Annotated in this window: 12 protein-coding genes; 8 read left to right on the top strand and 4 right to left on the bottom strand. The window is 70.0% G+C overall.

Annotation, left to right across the window (positions count from 1 at the left end; genetic code table 11):
- The 6 genes from ACYQ77_RS41225 to ACYQ77_RS41250 form a co-directional block, all read left to right on the top strand.
- A partial coding sequence (locus ACYQ77_RS41225; RefSeq protein WP_459722401.1) for a tetratricopeptide repeat protein occupies window positions 1–1,903 on the top strand: 1,903 nt, incomplete at its 5' end.
- Between the two features lie 357 nt (window positions 1,904–2,260).
- Entirely contained in the window at window positions 2,261–2,659 is a 399-nt protein-coding gene (locus ACYQ77_RS41230; RefSeq protein WP_459722403.1) for a DUF1707 SHOCT-like domain-containing protein, read from the top strand.
- A gap of 93 nt (window positions 2,660–2,752) precedes the next feature.
- Complete coding sequence (locus ACYQ77_RS41235; protein ID WP_459722406.1) at window positions 2,753–4,036, top strand: extracellular solute-binding protein; 1,284 nt, start codon at window positions 2,753–2,755, stop codon at window positions 4,034–4,036.
- On the top strand, window positions 4,036–4,935 hold the full coding sequence (locus ACYQ77_RS41240) for a carbohydrate ABC transporter permease (protein WP_459722409.1): 900 nt from the start codon (window positions 4,036–4,038) through the stop codon (window positions 4,933–4,935). The genes ACYQ77_RS41235 and ACYQ77_RS41240 overlap by 1 nt, the downstream gene beginning before the upstream one ends.
- Window positions 4,932–5,846: a carbohydrate ABC transporter permease gene (locus ACYQ77_RS41245; protein WP_459722411.1), complete on the top strand. Its 915-nt coding sequence runs from the start codon at window positions 4,932–4,934 to the stop codon at window positions 5,844–5,846. The genes ACYQ77_RS41240 and ACYQ77_RS41245 overlap by 4 nt, the downstream gene beginning before the upstream one ends.
- Complete coding sequence (locus ACYQ77_RS41250) at window positions 5,762–7,276, top strand: beta-N-acetylhexosaminidase (RefSeq protein WP_459722649.1); 1,515 nt, start codon at window positions 5,762–5,764, stop codon at window positions 7,274–7,276. The genes ACYQ77_RS41245 and ACYQ77_RS41250 overlap by 85 nt, the downstream gene beginning before the upstream one ends.
- Here the strand turns inward: ACYQ77_RS41250 and ACYQ77_RS41255 are convergent.
- The 3 genes from ACYQ77_RS41255 to ACYQ77_RS41265 form a co-directional block, all read right to left on the bottom strand.
- A complete protein-coding gene (locus ACYQ77_RS41255) occupies window positions 7,243–8,469 on the bottom strand; it encodes a S1 family peptidase (protein ID WP_459722414.1) in 1,227 nt (408 codons plus the stop codon). The genes ACYQ77_RS41250 and ACYQ77_RS41255 overlap by 34 nt on opposite strands.
- 174 nt (window positions 8,470–8,643) lie before the next feature.
- Window positions 8,644–10,803: a 3-hydroxyacyl-CoA dehydrogenase NAD-binding domain-containing protein gene (locus ACYQ77_RS41260; protein WP_459722416.1), complete on the bottom strand. Its 2,160-nt coding sequence runs from the start codon at window positions 10,801–10,803 to the stop codon at window positions 8,644–8,646.
- A gap of 51 nt (window positions 10,804–10,854) precedes the next feature.
- The gene (locus ACYQ77_RS41265) at window positions 10,855–12,069 is read right to left on the bottom strand and encodes an acetyl-CoA C-acetyltransferase (protein WP_459722419.1); all 1,215 of its coding nucleotides are present in this window, start codon (window positions 12,067–12,069) and stop codon (window positions 10,855–10,857) included.
- A gap of 223 nt (window positions 12,070–12,292) precedes the next feature.
- Here ACYQ77_RS41265 and ACYQ77_RS41270 point away from each other — a divergent pair, with 223 nt between their 5' ends.
- Both ACYQ77_RS41270 and ACYQ77_RS41275 read left to right on the top strand, forming a co-directional pair.
- Window positions 12,293–13,597, top strand: coding sequence for a TetR/AcrR family transcriptional regulator (locus ACYQ77_RS41270; protein WP_459722420.1), 1,305 nt, complete (start codon window positions 12,293–12,295; stop codon window positions 13,595–13,597).
- 2 nt (window positions 13,598–13,599) lie between these two features.
- Complete coding sequence (locus ACYQ77_RS41275) at window positions 13,600–15,003, top strand: cytochrome P450 (protein ID WP_459722423.1); 1,404 nt, start codon at window positions 13,600–13,602, stop codon at window positions 15,001–15,003.
- Here ACYQ77_RS41275 and ACYQ77_RS41280 read toward each other — a convergent pair.
- Window positions 14,990–15,793 (bottom strand): alpha/beta hydrolase, encoded by an 804-nt coding sequence (locus ACYQ77_RS41280; protein WP_459722426.1) that lies wholly within the window; start codon window positions 15,791–15,793, stop codon window positions 14,990–14,992. The two genes, ACYQ77_RS41275 and ACYQ77_RS41280, sit on opposite strands and share 14 nt — an antisense overlap.
- Between the last annotated feature and the right edge of the window lie 166 nt (window positions 15,794–15,959).

The raw sequence follows: 15,959 nt of genomic DNA on the forward strand, positions 1-15,959 counted from the left end.
CGAGTCCACCGCGGCCCGCGCCGACCTGTACCGGTCGTCCGTCGACGGCACCCGCACCCTGGTCGTCCTCGACAACGCCGCCTCCGAGGACCAGGTCGAGCCCCTGCTCGGCGCCACCCTCACGATCGTCACCGGCCGCGTGCAAGGAGCGGTTCCGGCGGCCGAACATATCCGCCTCGAGCCTTTACCACCGCACGAGGCCATCGAGTTGTTCCGCAAACTCGTCACCGCCGAACGCGTGCACGATGCGTTCGACCAGGTCCGCGAGATCGTCGCCCTGTGCGGGCACGTGCCGCTGCTCATCCACCTCGTCGCGGCCCAGTTCCAGCGGCACACCCGCTGGCCGCTGGCACACCTGCTCGACCTGCTGCGGACGACACCCCCCACCAGCCTTCACGCACGCCCTTTCGAGGCTGTCGCGACAACGATGGCGGTTTCCTACGACCAACTCACCACGCTGCAGCAGTCCGTGTTCCGTGTGCTGGCTCTGGCTCCAGGGGTCGACATCTCCGCGCCTGCAGCGGCGGCGCTCGCTGGCGACCACATGACCACGATCGCCGAGGTTCTCGACCACCTCCAACGCGTGAGCCTCCTCGAGGAGTCAGCTCCCGAACGCTTCCAGCTGCTCGACCCGGTCCGCGACTACGTCCTCGCCACGCACCCGGCCGAGGACCACGTGGAGGCCATAGACCGGTTGCTGGATTTCTACCTGGTGAGCACTGCTGCCGCAGTGACCACGCTGTACCCATTCGATCGCAACCGACCCGAGGTGACGGCGACCAGTCGCGCCGCCATGTCCTTCTCGGGCTACGAATCGGCGATGAGCTGGCTCGACCATGAGCGGCGCAACCTCGTCGCGGCGATCCGTCACGCCGCCGACCATGGCCGGCCAGAGCACGCGTGGCAGCTCGCCGTCCTGCTGTGGCGCTACTTCAACGTCCGCGGCCACCTGCGCGACTGGAACGAGACGCTGAGTCGGGCCGCACACGTCGTCGCCGGGAACACCCTCGGCCTTGCCCACGTGTGGCTCCGGTTGTCCGCAGCACGACGCACCTCGGGTGCGCTCACCGAGGCACGCGTTCTGGCCGAACAGGCACTGCCGCTCTGGATCGAACTGGGCGACGTACGCGGCGAGGCGGCGACCTTGACCGAGATCGCGACCAACGCATACATGACCGGCGACTTCACCGGTGCGTCCACGACTTTGAACATCGCGGTGGCGCGGTTCGAGCAGATCGGCGACCGGCTTGGCCAAGCCCACGCCCTGGACCTGTCCGGCCTCGTCAACGAACGGCGTGGCGATCTCTCCAGCGCCGAGCGACAGCACCTCGCCGCCACCGGCATCCTCCGCGAACTCGGCCACCAACCGGGTCTCGCCCATTCGCTCAACAACCTGGGCGCCATACGACAACGACTCGGCCTGCTCGACGCCGCGCTCGCCAATCACACCGAGGCACACGAACTGGCCGTTGAACTGGGTGACCATGCCAGCGAGGCCTATGCACTGAACGATCTGGGCAATACCCACCGCCTCGCAGGCAGGCTGGACGAAGCCGTGGATTACCAGCAGCGGGCAAGAGTGGTCGCTGATCTGATCGTCGACCCGAACCTGCGTACGCAGCTCTACTTCGACCGGGGGGAGACCGCCCGCGCCATGGGCGACCACAATGCGGCTCTCCATTGTTTCCGCGCGGCTTTGGACATCTCCAGCGGCACCGGCGACCGAGCCCAACGAGCGAGGAGCAATCACCGCATTGCCATCGTCCTGCACGAGACCGATCGCCACATTTCAACGGTCTGGCGCGACGCGATGACGGAATTCGACGAACTCGGCTCCGCGGAAGCCGACGGAATCCGAGCCGAACTCGGCAGGTTGACGTGCGAATGCGCGGACGCCCGCTGAGGATGGGTTAGCGCAGCCATGCATGGCATGGCTGCCGCCAACCTCTGCGGCACCGGGTCGAATCGGCGCCAGCTGCCTTCGCTCACCGCATCAGCTCGCTCAGGCTCGACGAGGACTGGTCCTCACCGACAACAATGATGCATCACGTACCCGGATCAGCGCTGGACTGTACCTGCATGTGCAGGTCGTCGAACCGCAGACGACCACCACCACCGACAGACGTCCTGACCGGCTGGGAGTCCGGACGAGCGGTGGAGGTACGTGTCGAACCAGGACCCCGGCATGGTCACGTGTCCCCCCGGCGACCTCGCCACCGGCACGGCACGAGCCACTGCGGCTGGGTATCGTCGCCCGGTCATGAACGACGACGACGAGCTCTGGGTGGACAGCGCCGACCGGAAGGTGGCGCTGCGCGCGCTGGCCGAGCACCGGGACGCCGAACACCTGACCCCGGCCGAACACGACCGCCGCGGTGATCTCGTCCGGGACGCGCGGACCCGGGGCGAGCTCCGCGCGGTGTTCGCCGATCTGCCGTCGCCGCATCCGCTCATCGGGGAGGAGCGGGACGCGTGGGAGGCGACGCCGGGCAGCCGCCCGGCCGCCGACACCCCTGACGGGCGCAGCAACGGCACCGGTCTCGTGCTCGGCAGTGGCGCCGTCGTCGTGCTCGGGGCGCTCGTCGCCGGGTGGTGGGTGCCCGCGATCCTCCTCGCGTGCGTGGTCGTGGTCGTGACCGTGCTGGTCGCCGCGCGCTGATTGGTCCAGACCCTTGTGCGGGTGGTGACTGCTCTCTAGCATCCGTTGCATAGAGCAGAACGTCCATTGCGCATAGTGCAACGGGGGTCGCACATGAGGTTCCGGCGGACACTGACTTTCCTCGCTCTCGGCGCGCTCGCCACCGGTTGCGCACCACCGCGGGCATCGGACGGCACCGGCACGCAGGAGACCACCGGCGAGCTGCGGGTCTGGCTGTTCCAGGAGGCGTCCAACGCGGCCAAGGAAGCGGTCGTCGACGAGGCCACAGCGGAGTTCGAGAAGGCGCACGACGGCGTCACCGTCAACGTGGAGTACCTGCCGGTCGACGGCCGCGCCACCCGCTTCAACGGCGCGTTCAACGACAAGGCCAGCGCGCCCGACGTCGCCGAGTTCGGCAACACCGACCTCGCGGGCTACACCGCGTCCAACGGGTTCGCGGACCTGACCGCCGACCTCGGGACGTGGCCGGACGGCGAGGACCTGGTGCCCGAGGTTCTCGACACGGCCAAGGTGGACGGCAAGACCTACGGCGTCCCCTGGTTCACCGGCACCCGCGCGCTCTACTACCGCACGGACGTCTTCACCGAGCTGAACCTGACGCCGCCTGCCACGCTCGCCGAGCTGACCGAGACCGCCCGCGCGATCCGGACGGCCAGGCCCGACCTGTACGGCATCGCGGTCGGCGGCAAGTACCAGTTCGCGCTGCTGCCCTACATCTGGGCGAACGGCGGTGACGTGGCCGAACAGGACGGTGCCACCTGGAAGGCCGCGGTCGACTCACCGGCCGCCAGGAACGGCCTTGCCCAGTACGCCGAGCTGATCAGCGACGACATCTGCCCGCCCGCCTCGTGCGCGCAGCTCACCGGCAGCCAGTCCGTCGCCGCGTTCGCGGGCGGCAAGGCCGCGATGACGATCGGCGGCGACTTCAACCGGGCCGCGGTCGACGCGGGCGCCGTCAAGGGCAAGTACGCCGTGGTTCCGTTGCCGGGCAAGGAACCCGGCTCGATCGCCCCCGCGTTCGCGGGCGGCAACCTGCTCGGCGTGTTCCGCTCCAGCACGAAACGCGCGCTGGCACTGGAGTTCGTGCAGCTCCTCGGTGGCAAGGAATACCAGGAGAAGATGTACGGCGCGATGGGCACCATGCCCACGTTCACCGACGTGCAGGACCGCGTCGCGGCCGGCGACCGGTTCCTCGCGCCGTTCATCGAGACCGTCCAGAGCGGGACCCGTTTCGTGCCTGCGACACCGGCGTGGACGAAGATCGACGCGGCCGGTGTGCTGCCCACGATGGTCCAGCAGGTCGCCACCGGGCAGGCGGACGTGCGGACCGCGACGAGCGTGGCGGCCGCCGAGATGAACGAAGCCTTCGGCAGCTGATGGCGGTCACGCACCGGCGGGACGGGCGCGCCGCGCTCCTGTACCTGCTGCCCGCCGCGGTCGTGCTGCTGGCGTTGCTGGCGTACCCGATCCACCAGCTGGTCGTCATCTCGCTGTACGACTACGGGCAGCCGCAGGCCAGCGGCGCGGCGCCACTCGAGTTCCTCGGCCTGGCGAACTACGCCACGCTCCTGTCCGATCCCCAGTTCTGGGACGTGCTGGTCACGACGATCGGGTTCGCCGCGTTCTGCGTGGCGGGCACGCTGCTCGTGGGCACCGCGCTGGCCGTGCTCGCGAGCCGGGCGCGGACCGTGCCGAGGACGCTGCTGTTCCTCGCCGCGCTGGGCGCGTGGGCGACGCCGACCATGGCGGGCTCGTACGTGTGGCTGTTCCTGTTCGACCAGGACTTCGGGCTGGTCAACGAGGTCCTCGCCGGGCTGGGGTTCGACGGGATGCGCGGCCACTCCTGGACGTTCGAGCGGTTCCCGGCGTTCGGGCTCGTCGCGGCGGAGATCATCTGGTGCTCGTTCCCGTTCGTGCTGGTGACCGTGTACGCGGGCATCACGGCGATCCCGCGTGAGGTGGTGGAGGCGGCGGCGCTCGACGGCGCGTCGGCCCGCCGCACGGCGACGTCGGTGCTCCTGCCGATCCTGCGGCCGCTGCTGGTGATCGCCACGATCCAGTCGATCATCTGGGACTTCAAGGTGTTCACGCAGATCTACGTGATGACGAACGGCGGCGGCGTGGCCGGGCAGAACCTGGTGCTCAACGTGTTCGCGTACCAGAAGGCGTTCGCCGGCGAGCAGTACGGCCTCGGCGCGGCGATCGGCGTCGTCATGACCGTCCTGTTGCTGCTGATCACCGGCCTCTACGTGCGGGCGCAGCGGGGTGCGCGGTGAGGCGCGGGCAGCTCGTCGTCGACGCGGTGTGCGTGGTGATCGCCGTGGTCGTCGCGTTCCCGCTGTACTGGATGGTGCTGTCGGCGCTCAAACCGGCGGGCGAGCTGCGGTCGGCCCGGCCGTGGACCGCGGCGCCCACTGTGGACAGTTTCATGCGGGTGCTGGACGTGGCGGACTTCGGGCTGTACTTCGTGAACAGCCTCGTGGTCGCCCTGTTGGTGGTGGCCTTGTCGCTGGTGGTGTCGTTCCTGTCGGCGGTGGCGCTGACCGGGTTCCGGTTCCGCGGCCGCACGGTGCTCGTGGTGATGTTGCTGGTGGCGCAGATGGTGCCGGTGGAGGCGCTGACCATCCCGCTGTTCTTCCTGGTGCGCTCGTTCGGTGACGTGGTGCCCGCGATCGGGTTGAACCGGCTCGGGTCGCTCGTGGTGGTGCACCTGGCGTTCAGCCTGCCGTTCGCGATCTGGCTGCTGCGCGGGTTCGTCGCGACCGTGCCGGACGACCTGGCGGAGGCGGCGGCACTCGACGGCGCGTCCCGGTTCCGCTTCACCTGGCAGGTGCTGTTCCCGCTGGTCGCACCCGGTCTGGTGGCGGCGAGCGTGGTGTCGTTCATCCACGCGTGGAACGACTTCCTGTTCGCGAAGACGTTCCTGATCTCCGGCACGGACAACCGGACGCTCCCGTTGGGACTGCTGGTGTTCTTCAAACCGGAGGAGCAGGACTGGGGTGCGATCATGGCCGGCTCAACGCTGATGACGGTGCCGGTGCTGGTGTTCTTCCTGATCGTGCAACGACATCTGGTGTCCGGCATGGCGGGAGCGGTGAAGGGATTACCGTGTTCGAGGGCTTGCTGCCGCGCCCGGTGCGCGCGACGTCGACGGGTGGGACGCTGCCGGACCCGCCCGAACCGGTGATCGTGGTCGACGCGTCCCTGCCGCCGTCGGGGTTCCGGCTGACGATCGACTCCGCGGTGCGGATCGAGGCGGCCGACGCCGCGGGCTCGTGCCACGGCCTGCAGGCGTTGCGGCAGTTGCGCGGCCCGTCGGCGTTCCGCGCGGTGCCCGGCCCCGGCGACCCGTTGCCGTGCGGCGTGGTCGAGGACTGGCCGAGGTTCGGCTGGCGCGGCTGTCTGCTGGACGTGGCCCGGCACTTCATGCCGAAGTACGGGGTGCTGCGGTTCCTGGACCTGATGGCGGCGCACCGGTTGAACGTGCTGCACCTGCACCTGACCGACGACCAGGGCTGGCGCGTCGAGGTCCCGGAGTTCCCCAGGCTGACGGAGGTGGGCGCGTGGCGTGCGGGGTCGTGGACCGGCAGGCCGCCGGACGGCACCCCGGGCCACGACGGGCGCCCGCACGGGGGTTTCTACACCGTCGAGGACATGCGCGAGATCGTGGCGTACGCGGCCGAGCGGCACATCACGGTGGTGCCGGAGATCGACGTGCCGGGCCACAGCCAGGCGGCGATCGCCGCGTACCCGTGGCTGGGTGTGACGGGACGGCCGCTGGAGGTCCTGACCCGCTGGGGCATCAACGACAACGTCCTGGCGATGACGGACGAGGTCGTGGCCTTCTACCGCCGGGTGCTCACCCACGTGGCGGACGTCTTCCCGGCGGAGGTGATCTGCCTCGGCGGCGACGAGGTGCCCACGACGCGATGGGCCGCGGATCCCGCGTCGGTGGCCCGCGCGGCCGCCCTGGGCCTGCCGGACGTGGGGTCGTTGCACGGCTGGTTCGTCGCCGAGCTGGCCGCGCACGTGGAGTCGTTGGGCCGCAGGGCGTCCGTGTGGGACGAGGCGCTGTCCCCGGCGCTGCCCCCGCGCACGATCGTGGCGGCGTGGCACGCAGGCGTCGACACCGGCGCCCACGACGTGGTGCTGTGCCCGGAGGAGCACGTGTACCTGGACCACCGCCAGTCCGACCACCCGGACGAGCCGATCCCGGTGGGCTACGTCCGGACGCTGGCGGACGTGTACGCGTTCGAGCCGCCGGGGTCGGTGCTCGGCGCGCAGGCGCAGGTGTGGACCGAGCACCTGGACACGCCGCGGCGGGTGGACTACGCGGTCTTCCCGCGACTGGCCGCGTTCGCGGAGGTCGTGTGGAGCGGACCCGGGGGCTCGTACGAGGAGTTCGAGCGCCGGCTGGTCACACACCACCTGCCGCGGCTGGACGCGCTGGGCGTGGAGTACCGGCCCCTGGCGGGCCCGCACCCGTGGCAGACGCGCCCAGGGGTGCCTGGCCGGCCGCGGGACGTCAACGCACACGGTCCCGGTCAGCCATGCTGCCGGGACCGTGGCCTGCTACCGACCGGTCACCACATGGACACGCCGTACGCGGGCCCGTAGTACGCGAGGCTGTCCGCGATCGGGAAGTACCACGACACGTTCTGCCCTGCGCCGACCGCGGCCGCGCACCGGTAGCGGCTGCCGTCCCAGTACAGCTGCGCACCGGACGTCACGCCCTCCGGCGTCCAGGACGACAGGGCCGCCACGTTGGCGCCGCCCGAGTCGCCCGGCTCGACGCAGGCGGAGTGGCGGGTCATGCCGTACACGGCGCCCTGGCTGTAGTTCACCGTCTCGTCCTTGCCGGTGATGTAGCCGCAGGTCCACTTCGTCGTGATGCCGGACTTGCACACGTACGTCCCGACCGGCGAGTCGCTGTAGCCGCTGACCGTGATGATCCCGCCGTTGGACGGGTTCGTGTCGACCCACCAGCCCTGCAGCCAGTACGACGGGTTGTCGTTGCGGATCAGGGCGTCGTCGTAGCTCGGGAACCAGCTGGACACGGTGGTGCCGAGGAACGTGCCGTCCTGGCCGGTGACCGTGGCGCCGGTGGACACGCAGTGGCCGGCGGTCAGCAGGTAGCCCTGGCCGGTCGAGTGGTTGCGCAGGTTGAAACCGGCCGAGCAGCTGCCGTAGTTGATGGCGTCGCCGCCGTCGAGGTAGTTGGCGGTCTGCACCGGGGCGCGGTCGGTCTGCTCGAACCGCACCGCGTCGCCGAACCTGGCGAGCGACGACAGCGTGGCCTGCTGCCCCTTGACCGTGGTGACGACGACGGAGTTGGTCTCCGGGTCGACCCGCCAGCTCGCGAGACCGCGCAGCGACGACGCGCCCGGCTTCCCGCGCGACGGCCCGGATGCCTTGCCGGACAACGAGTCCAGCTCGGCGCGGATGGCGTCCAGCTCCGCGGCGCTGTGCCGGACGACCTTCGCGTCGGCACCTGCCTTGCGTACCTCGGCGGCCCGGGCCACGTCGGTGACGGCGACGGTCAGCCTGCCGGTGGCGGCGTCGAACCACGAGCCGCCGAAGTCGGCGCCGAGCTTGCCCCGCAGCGTCACGTCGAGGTCGACGGCCCGGTCCTGCTGGGCCCGCAGGGTCGTGGCCTGCGCGGCGGTGAGGCCGAGGTCCCGCTGCATGGCGGCGAGCACCTCGTCGGCCACGGCGGAACGCCCGGGCGCGGCGGCGGCGGTCGTCTGCACCGCGACGGCGGCCGTGGCGACGGCGGCCGCGGTGACGAGGACGCGAACGAACTTGTTCATCCCTTGAATCCCCTTGTTGTGGGTTGCGACAACGACCGGTGAGTCGTCGCACCCCACCGCCGCCGTGAGCGGCCCGCGGAGATACACCCCAAAAGGGCAGAACCGGTTGATCCGGCTCACAACGATGCCGCCGCACCCCGGAGGGGGTACGGCGGCATCGTCGGCACCAACGGATTACTCGAAGATCTCGCCCTTCTCCGCCTTCTCGACCAGCGAGGCGGGTGGCAGGAAGTGGTCGCCGTAGCGCTCGGCGAGTTCACGCGCCCGCGCGACGAACCCGGCGACGCCGCCCTCGTACCCGTTGATGTACTGGATGACACCACCGGTCCACGGCGGGAAGCCGATGCCCATGATGGAGCCGATGTTGGCGTCCGGCACGGACCGGAGCACGCCCTCGTCGAAGCACTTGACCGTCTCGAGGGCCTCCGCGAAGAGCATGCGCTCCTTCATGTCCTCGAACGGGATCTCGTGGCCCTCCTTGGTGAAGTGCTCGTAGAGCCCCTTCCACAGGCCGACGCGCTTGCCGTCCGCGTACTCGTAGAAGCCCGCGCCCGAGGAGCGGCCCTTGCGGTCGAACTCCTCCACCATCCGGTCCATGATCGGCTCGGAGGCGTGCGACTTCCACTCGCCGCCCGCGGCGAGAACCGCGGCCTGCGTCTCCTTGCGGATCTTCAGCGGCAGCGTCAGCGTCAGCTCGTCCAGCAGCTGCAGCGGCGGCGCCGGGTAGCCCGCCTGCGAACCGGCCTGCTCGACCGACGCCGGGTTCACGCCCTCGGCGACCATGGCGACCGCCTCGTTGATGAACGTGCCGATGACGCGCGAGGTGAAGAAGCCGCGCGAGTCGTTGACCACGATCGGGGTCTTCTTGATCTGCTGCGCCACGTCGAACGCCTTGGCCAGCGTCGCGTCGGAGGTCTTCTCGCCGACGATGATCTCCAGCAGCGGCATCTTGTCGACCGGCGAGAAGAAGTGCAGGCCGATGAAGTCCTCCTGCCGCTTCACGCCCTCCGCGAGACCCGTGATCGGCAGCGTGGACGTGTTGGACCCGAGCACGGCGTCCGGCGCCACGATGTTCTCGATCTCCGCGAACACCTTGTGCTTCAGCTCGGTGCTCTCGAACACGGCCTCGATGACGAGGTCGCAGCCCGCGAGGTCCTCGGCGACCGCCGTCGGCTTGATGCGGGCCAGCGTCTCGTCGGCCTTCTCACGGGTGACCTTGCCGCGGGACACGGCCTTCTCGAACAGCTTGACCGAGTAGTCCTTGCCCTTGTCGGCCGCCTCCTGCGAGACGTCCTTGAGGATGACCTCCATGCCGCCGCGCGCGCAGACGTACGCGATGCCCGCGCCCATCATGCCCGCGCCGAGCACGCCGACCTTGCGGGCGGTGAACTTCTCGTAGCCGTCCGGGCGGGAGCCGCCGGAGTTGATGTGCTGCAGGTCGAAGAAGAACGCCTTGATCATGTTCTTCGCGACCTGGCCGGACAGCAGCTCCAGCAGGTACCGGGACTCGATGGTCAGCGCGGTGTCGATGTCGACCTGCGCGCCCTCGATCGCGGCGGACAGGATCGCCCGCGGCGCGGGCATGTTGGCGCCCTTGAGCTGCTTGCGCAGGTTCGCCGGGAACGCCGGCAGGTTCGCCGCGAACGCCGGGTGCGACGGCGAGCCGCCGGGGATCTTGTAGCCCTTGACGTCCCACGGCTGCGCGGCCTCGGGGTTGGCCTTGATCCACGCCTTGGCGGCGGGCAGCAGCTCGTCGACCGAGCCGACGACCTCGTTCACCAGGCCGACGTCCTTGGCCTTGGCCGGGGCGTACTGCTGGCCCTGCAGCAGCACCTGCAGCAGCGCGTTCTGGATGCCCAGCATGCGCACGGTCCTGGTGACGCCGCCACCGCCCGGCAGGAGGCCGAGCGTGACCTCCGGCAGACCGATCTTGGATCCCTTGACGTCCGCGGCGATCCGGTGGTGCGTCGCGAGCGCGATCTCCAGGCCGCCGCCGAGCGCGGCGCCGTTGATGGCGGCCACGACCGGCTTGCCGAGCGTCTCCAGGCGGCGCAGGTCGGCCTTGATGCCCTGGATGAACTCGAAGCCCTCCTTGGCCTGGTCGGCCTTGGCCTCGATCATGTCCTTCAGGTCGCCGCCCGCGAAGAACGTCTTCTTCGCCGAGGTGATCACCACACCGGTGATGTCGTCCTTCTCGGCGTGCAGGCGCTCGACCGTGGCGTGCATCGACGCCGCGTAGTCGCGGTTCATCGTGTTGGCCGACTGGTTCGGGTCGTCCAACGTGAGGACGACGATCCCGTCGGCGTCCTTCTCCCAGCGAATGGTCTCAGTCATTGAGGTGTCGTCTTCCTTCAGTGCTCAATGGTAAGGCCCTGCAAGCAGGCCTTACGCGCGCTCGATGAGGGTCGCGACGCCCATGCCGCCGCCGATGCAGAGGGTGATCACGGCCCGGCGCGCCTGGCGGCGCTCCAGCTCGTCGACCATGGTGCCGAGGATCATCGCGCCGGTCGCGCCGAGCGGGTGGCCCATGGCGATGGCACCGCCGTTGACGTTGAGCTTCTCGTCCGGGATGTGCAGCTTCTTCTGGTAGTTCAGCACCACCGACGCGAACGCCTCGTTCAGCTCGAACAGGTCGATGTCGTCGACGGTCAGGCCGGTCTTCGCGAGCAGCTTCTCGGTCGCCGGGATCGGGCCGGTCAGCATGATCGTCGAGTCGGCGCCGGAGGTGGCGGTGGCGACGATGCGGGCGCGCGGGGTCAGGCCCATGTCCTTGCCCGCCTGCTCGGAGCCGACGAGCACCAGCGCGGCGCCGTCGACGATGCCCGAGGAGTTGCCCGCGTGGTGGACGTGGTTGATCTTCTCGACCCAGTGGTACTTCTGCAGCGCCACCGCGTCGAAGCCGCCCATCTCGCCGATCGCCTCGAAGGACGGCTTCAGCTTGGCCAGGCCCTCCATGGTGGTGTCGGCCCGCATGTGCTCGTCGTGGTCGAGGACCGTGATGCCGTTCTGGTCCACCACCGGGATGATCGAGTTCGCGAAGTAGCCGTTGCTCGTCGCCTTGGCCGCGAGCTGCTGCGAGCGCAGCGCGTAGGCGTCGACGTCCTCGCGGGAGAAGCCCTCGATGGTCGCGATCAGGTCGGCGCCGATGCCCTGCGGCACGAAGTAGGTGTCGTACGCGGTGGCCGGGTCCATGGCCCATGCGCCACCGTCAGAGCCCATCGCGACCCGCGACATGGACTCGACGCCGCCGCCGATCACGACCTCGTCCCACCCGGACGCGACCTTCTGGGCGGCGATGTTGACGGCCTCGAGGCCCGAGGCGCAGAAGCGGTTGAGCTGCACGCCCCCGACGGTGTCGGGCAGCCCGGCCGCGATCGCGGCGGTCTTGGCGATGTCGCTGCCCTGGTCACCGATGGGGGTGACCACGCCGAGCAGCAGGTCGGAGACCCGGTCGACGTCGAGCGTGGGGTTGCGCTTGCGGAGTTCGTCGATCAGGCCGACGACGAGGGAGATCGGCTTGGTTCCGTGGAGCGACCCGTTCTTCTTGCCCCGGCCGCGCGGGGTGCGGATCGCGTCGTAGACGAAAGCTTCGGTAGCCACGCTAGGGGTCCTCTCGAGGGCTAATACTGATTAACATGTTGGCACTGTCCCGGCCGTTGTCAACGCCCGCCACCCGATTTGGGGTGTGGGCCACACTCAGCTCACAGCAGGACGCGAGGTCGACGTCATCGCGCTAATCTGAGTTCACTTCGCGTCTCGTTGACAGTTTGCCAACAACGCCCCCGTCGGTTAGCTTGGACGAGCACCGCACCGTGGAGGAACCGTGGCGGAGACATCCCGGCCGCCGGGCAGGCGGCCACGCAACCGCAAGGCACAACTCGCCGACGCGGCGGCCGAACTGTTCCGCAAGCACGGGTACCACCAGGTCAGCGTCAACGACATCGCCCACGCCGCGGGCGTCACCGGGCCGGCCGTCTACCGGCACTTCCGGGGCAAACAGGACATCCTGGCCCACGTCCTGCTGTCCGGCATGGACACGTTCGGCCTGGTCACCGAGGGTGCGCTGGCCACCCCGGGCACGCCGGCCGACCAGCTCGACGCGCTGCTGCGCGCGGTCGCCGCGCTCGCCGTCGACCGCCGCGAGATCACCGCCCTGTGGCGGTGGGAGGGCCGCCACCTCGCCGAGGCCGACCGCACCAAGATCCGCCACCGGGGCGCCGAGCTGATGGCGCAGTGGGCCATCGCGCTGCGGGACGTGCGGCCGGAGCTGTCCAAGAGCGACTCCGAGCTGCTCTGCTGGGCCACCCTGTCGGTGTACGGGAGCCTCTCCGACCACCACACGAGCCCGCCGCGCCGCCGGTTCGAGGAGCTGTTGACCACGCTCGCGAAGGCGGTCACCTCGTGGCGGGTGCCCGTCGGCGACCCCGTTCCGCTGCCCGAACCGACGCCGAGCACGCCGGGCTCGCGGCGCGAGGAGCTGCTGACCGCCGCGATCTCCCTGTTCCGCGAACGCGGGTACGCGGCGGTGAGCATGGAGGACATCGGCGCCCGCGCAGGCATGGCGGGGCCGAGCATCTACCGGTACTTCCCCGGCAAGGCCGCGATCCTGGTCGCGGGCGGCTACCGGATGGCCGACCAGCTGGCCCGCACGGCCGCGCACGCCATGACGCTGCCGCCCGCGGAGGCGCTCAACCACCTCGCCACGTCCTACGTGGACACTGTGCTGCGGTCGGACAACATCATGGCCACGTTCGCGAACGAGCTGCGCAACCTGCCGGAACGGGACCGCAAGGACCTGGTGCGGCTGCAGCGGCACTACGTCGGCCACTGGTACCAGCTGCTGCGCACGGTGGCGCCGGAGCTGCCCGAGCAGGACGCGAAGGTCGTCGTGCACGTGGCGCTGACGATCGTCAACGACCTGGCCCGGACCCCGAGGCTGCTGCGGCGGCCGAGGATCGCGGCCGAACTGACCGAGCTGGCGGTGACGGTTCTCGACGCGGGAGCGGAGCGACCTGTCGACCCCGGAGCGGAGCGACCTGTCGACCCCGGAGCGGAGCGACCTGTCGACCCCGGAGCGGAGCGACCTGTCGACCCGGGAGCGGAGCTACCCATCGACACCGGGAGGTAGTCATGTCCACTGCGCTGCGCGCGCCCTACGAAGTCGACAAGAACGCGTTCGACCGCTGGCTCATGGACCGTGCGTGGCCCAGGAAGGACCTGGCGAAGGCCCCTGCCGGCCTCAAGCCCATCCCCGGTGACCCCGGTCTGCCCCTGCTCGGGCACAGCCTGGAGATGCTGCGCCTCGGCCTCGACTACGCGATGAAGCGGTACGACCAGTACGGCCCGGTGTCGTGGGTGCGCGCGTTCGGCGTGAACGTGGTGTCGGCGTCCGGCCCGGAGGCCACGCAGGTCGTGCTCGCCAACCGGGACAAGGCGTTCTCGCAGAAGGGCTGGGAGTACTTCATCGGCCCGTTCTTCCACCGCGGCCTGATGCTGCTGGACTTCGACGAGCACATCTACCACCGGCGGCTCATGCAGCTCGCGTTCACCGCGGACCGGCTGTCGGGCTACATGGTGCAGGTCGGGGACGTGGTGCGGGACAGCGTGTCGGCGTGGTCGCCGAGGGACGGGTTCCTGGTCTACCCGGCGCTCAAGCAGCTGACGCTGGACGTGGCGACGAAGATCTTCATGGCCACCACGCTCGGCGGCGAGGCCACGAAGCTGACGAAGGCGTTCGTGGACACCGTCCGCGCGGGCACCGCGCTGGTCCGCCTGCCGATCGGCCGCTGGGGCGCGGGTCTCGCCGGGCGCAAGGTGCTGGAGGACTACTTCCGCCGCAGCCTGCCGGCCAAGCGCGCGTCCGACTCGGACGACCTGTTCGCCGCCCTGTGCCACGCCCGCACCGACGACGGCGAGATGTTCACCGACGACGACGTCGTGAACCACATGATCTTCCTGATGATGGCCGCGCACGACACGTCGACCATCGCCACGTCCGCGCTCGTGTACTACCTGGGCAAGCACCCGGAGTGGCAGGCACAGGTACGGGCGGAGTCCCTCGCACTGGGCGACGAACCGCTCACCGTGTCCACTTTGGAGCGGCTGCCCGCGCTGGACCTGGTGCTGAAGGAGTCCATGCGCCTCGTGGCCCCGGTGCCGTGGATGGTGCGCAAGACGGTGAAGGACACCGAGCTGCTCGGCCACCACGTGCCGGAGGGCGTGTTCGTGACGACGCTGTCGTGGCTGAACCACCTGCTGCCGGAGTACTGGACCGACCCGCTGCGCTTCGACCCCGAGCGCTTCGCCGAGGACCGCCGCGAGGACAAGTCGCACCGCTTCGCGTACATGCCGTTCGGCGGCGGCGTGCACAAGTGCATCGGCATGCACTTCGGCACGCAGGAGGTCAAGACGATCGCGCACGAGCTGGTCCGCCGTTTCGAGTGGACGGTCCCGGCGGACTACCAGGTGCGCTGGGATCCGACGGCGCTGCCGCTGCCCAAGGACGGCCTGCCGATCTCGATCAGGCGCCGCTGAGTTCCGTCCCGACGAACCGCAGCATGTCCGGCAGCACACGGAGGAAGTAGCCGTCTTCGTGTGCGCCGGGCCCGATGTCGGCGTGCGCACCGGTCCGCCCGGCCAGCTCCCGCGCCGCGTCGACGAAGGGATCCTCGGTGCCGCACCAGATCCCGAGCGGCACGTCCGGCGGGTGGCGCAGGGGTTCGTTGGCAGCCCAGTGCCGCTCGTCGCGGAACACGTGCCGGGTCCTGGCCTCGTCCCAGGACCGGAACACCGCGGGCCCGGCAACGGCGACCGCGCGCAGATCGCGTTCCCTGGCGTACCGCAACGCACCGAACGCCCCCATGGAGATGCCCAGCGCGGCGACGGGCGCGGGCAGATCCCTCGCGGCGAGCCAGTCCGGCAGGTCGTCCCGCAGCATGCGCAGGGCGTCGTCGACGTAGTAGGTGTCCCCACCGTCCACAGCGACCACGGTGAAAGGCGGCACCCCGCCGTCGACGGCGGCGGTGAGGAACTTCGGGGTGCCCATGTCGAGCCATGAGTGGGCGCTGCCGCCACGTCCGTGCAGGGCAAGGCACACGGGCGGACGCTCACCCATGACGACCAGGCTGACGTCGCGTCCCCGCGCCGCCGACCGGACGCGCTCGGTGGTCACGGGCACCGGGGGGACGTCGGGGATCTCGCCGTCGGGCCCGGTGAGGCCGAGCGCACGGCGCACCGCGGGCCCGCCCGGCAGGACGTCGGTCACCACGCCCGCTCCCGCCAGCACACCCGCCGCTCCCCCGAGCAGGAGCACCCGCCGCGTCACCCGTCTCCCCATGCCACTGAGACGTCCGCGACCTGGATCAGGTTGCGACTGAAGATGCAATGGGACGACATCGCCGAGCATCACGGTTCAGGGACCTGCGGTCCGGGTCAGAGACACAACAAAGGGGAGTCGATCACGGCAATACGAATCACGCAGGTGCATCTCG

It is taken from the genome of Actinophytocola sp. KF-1 (assembly GCF_054661535.1).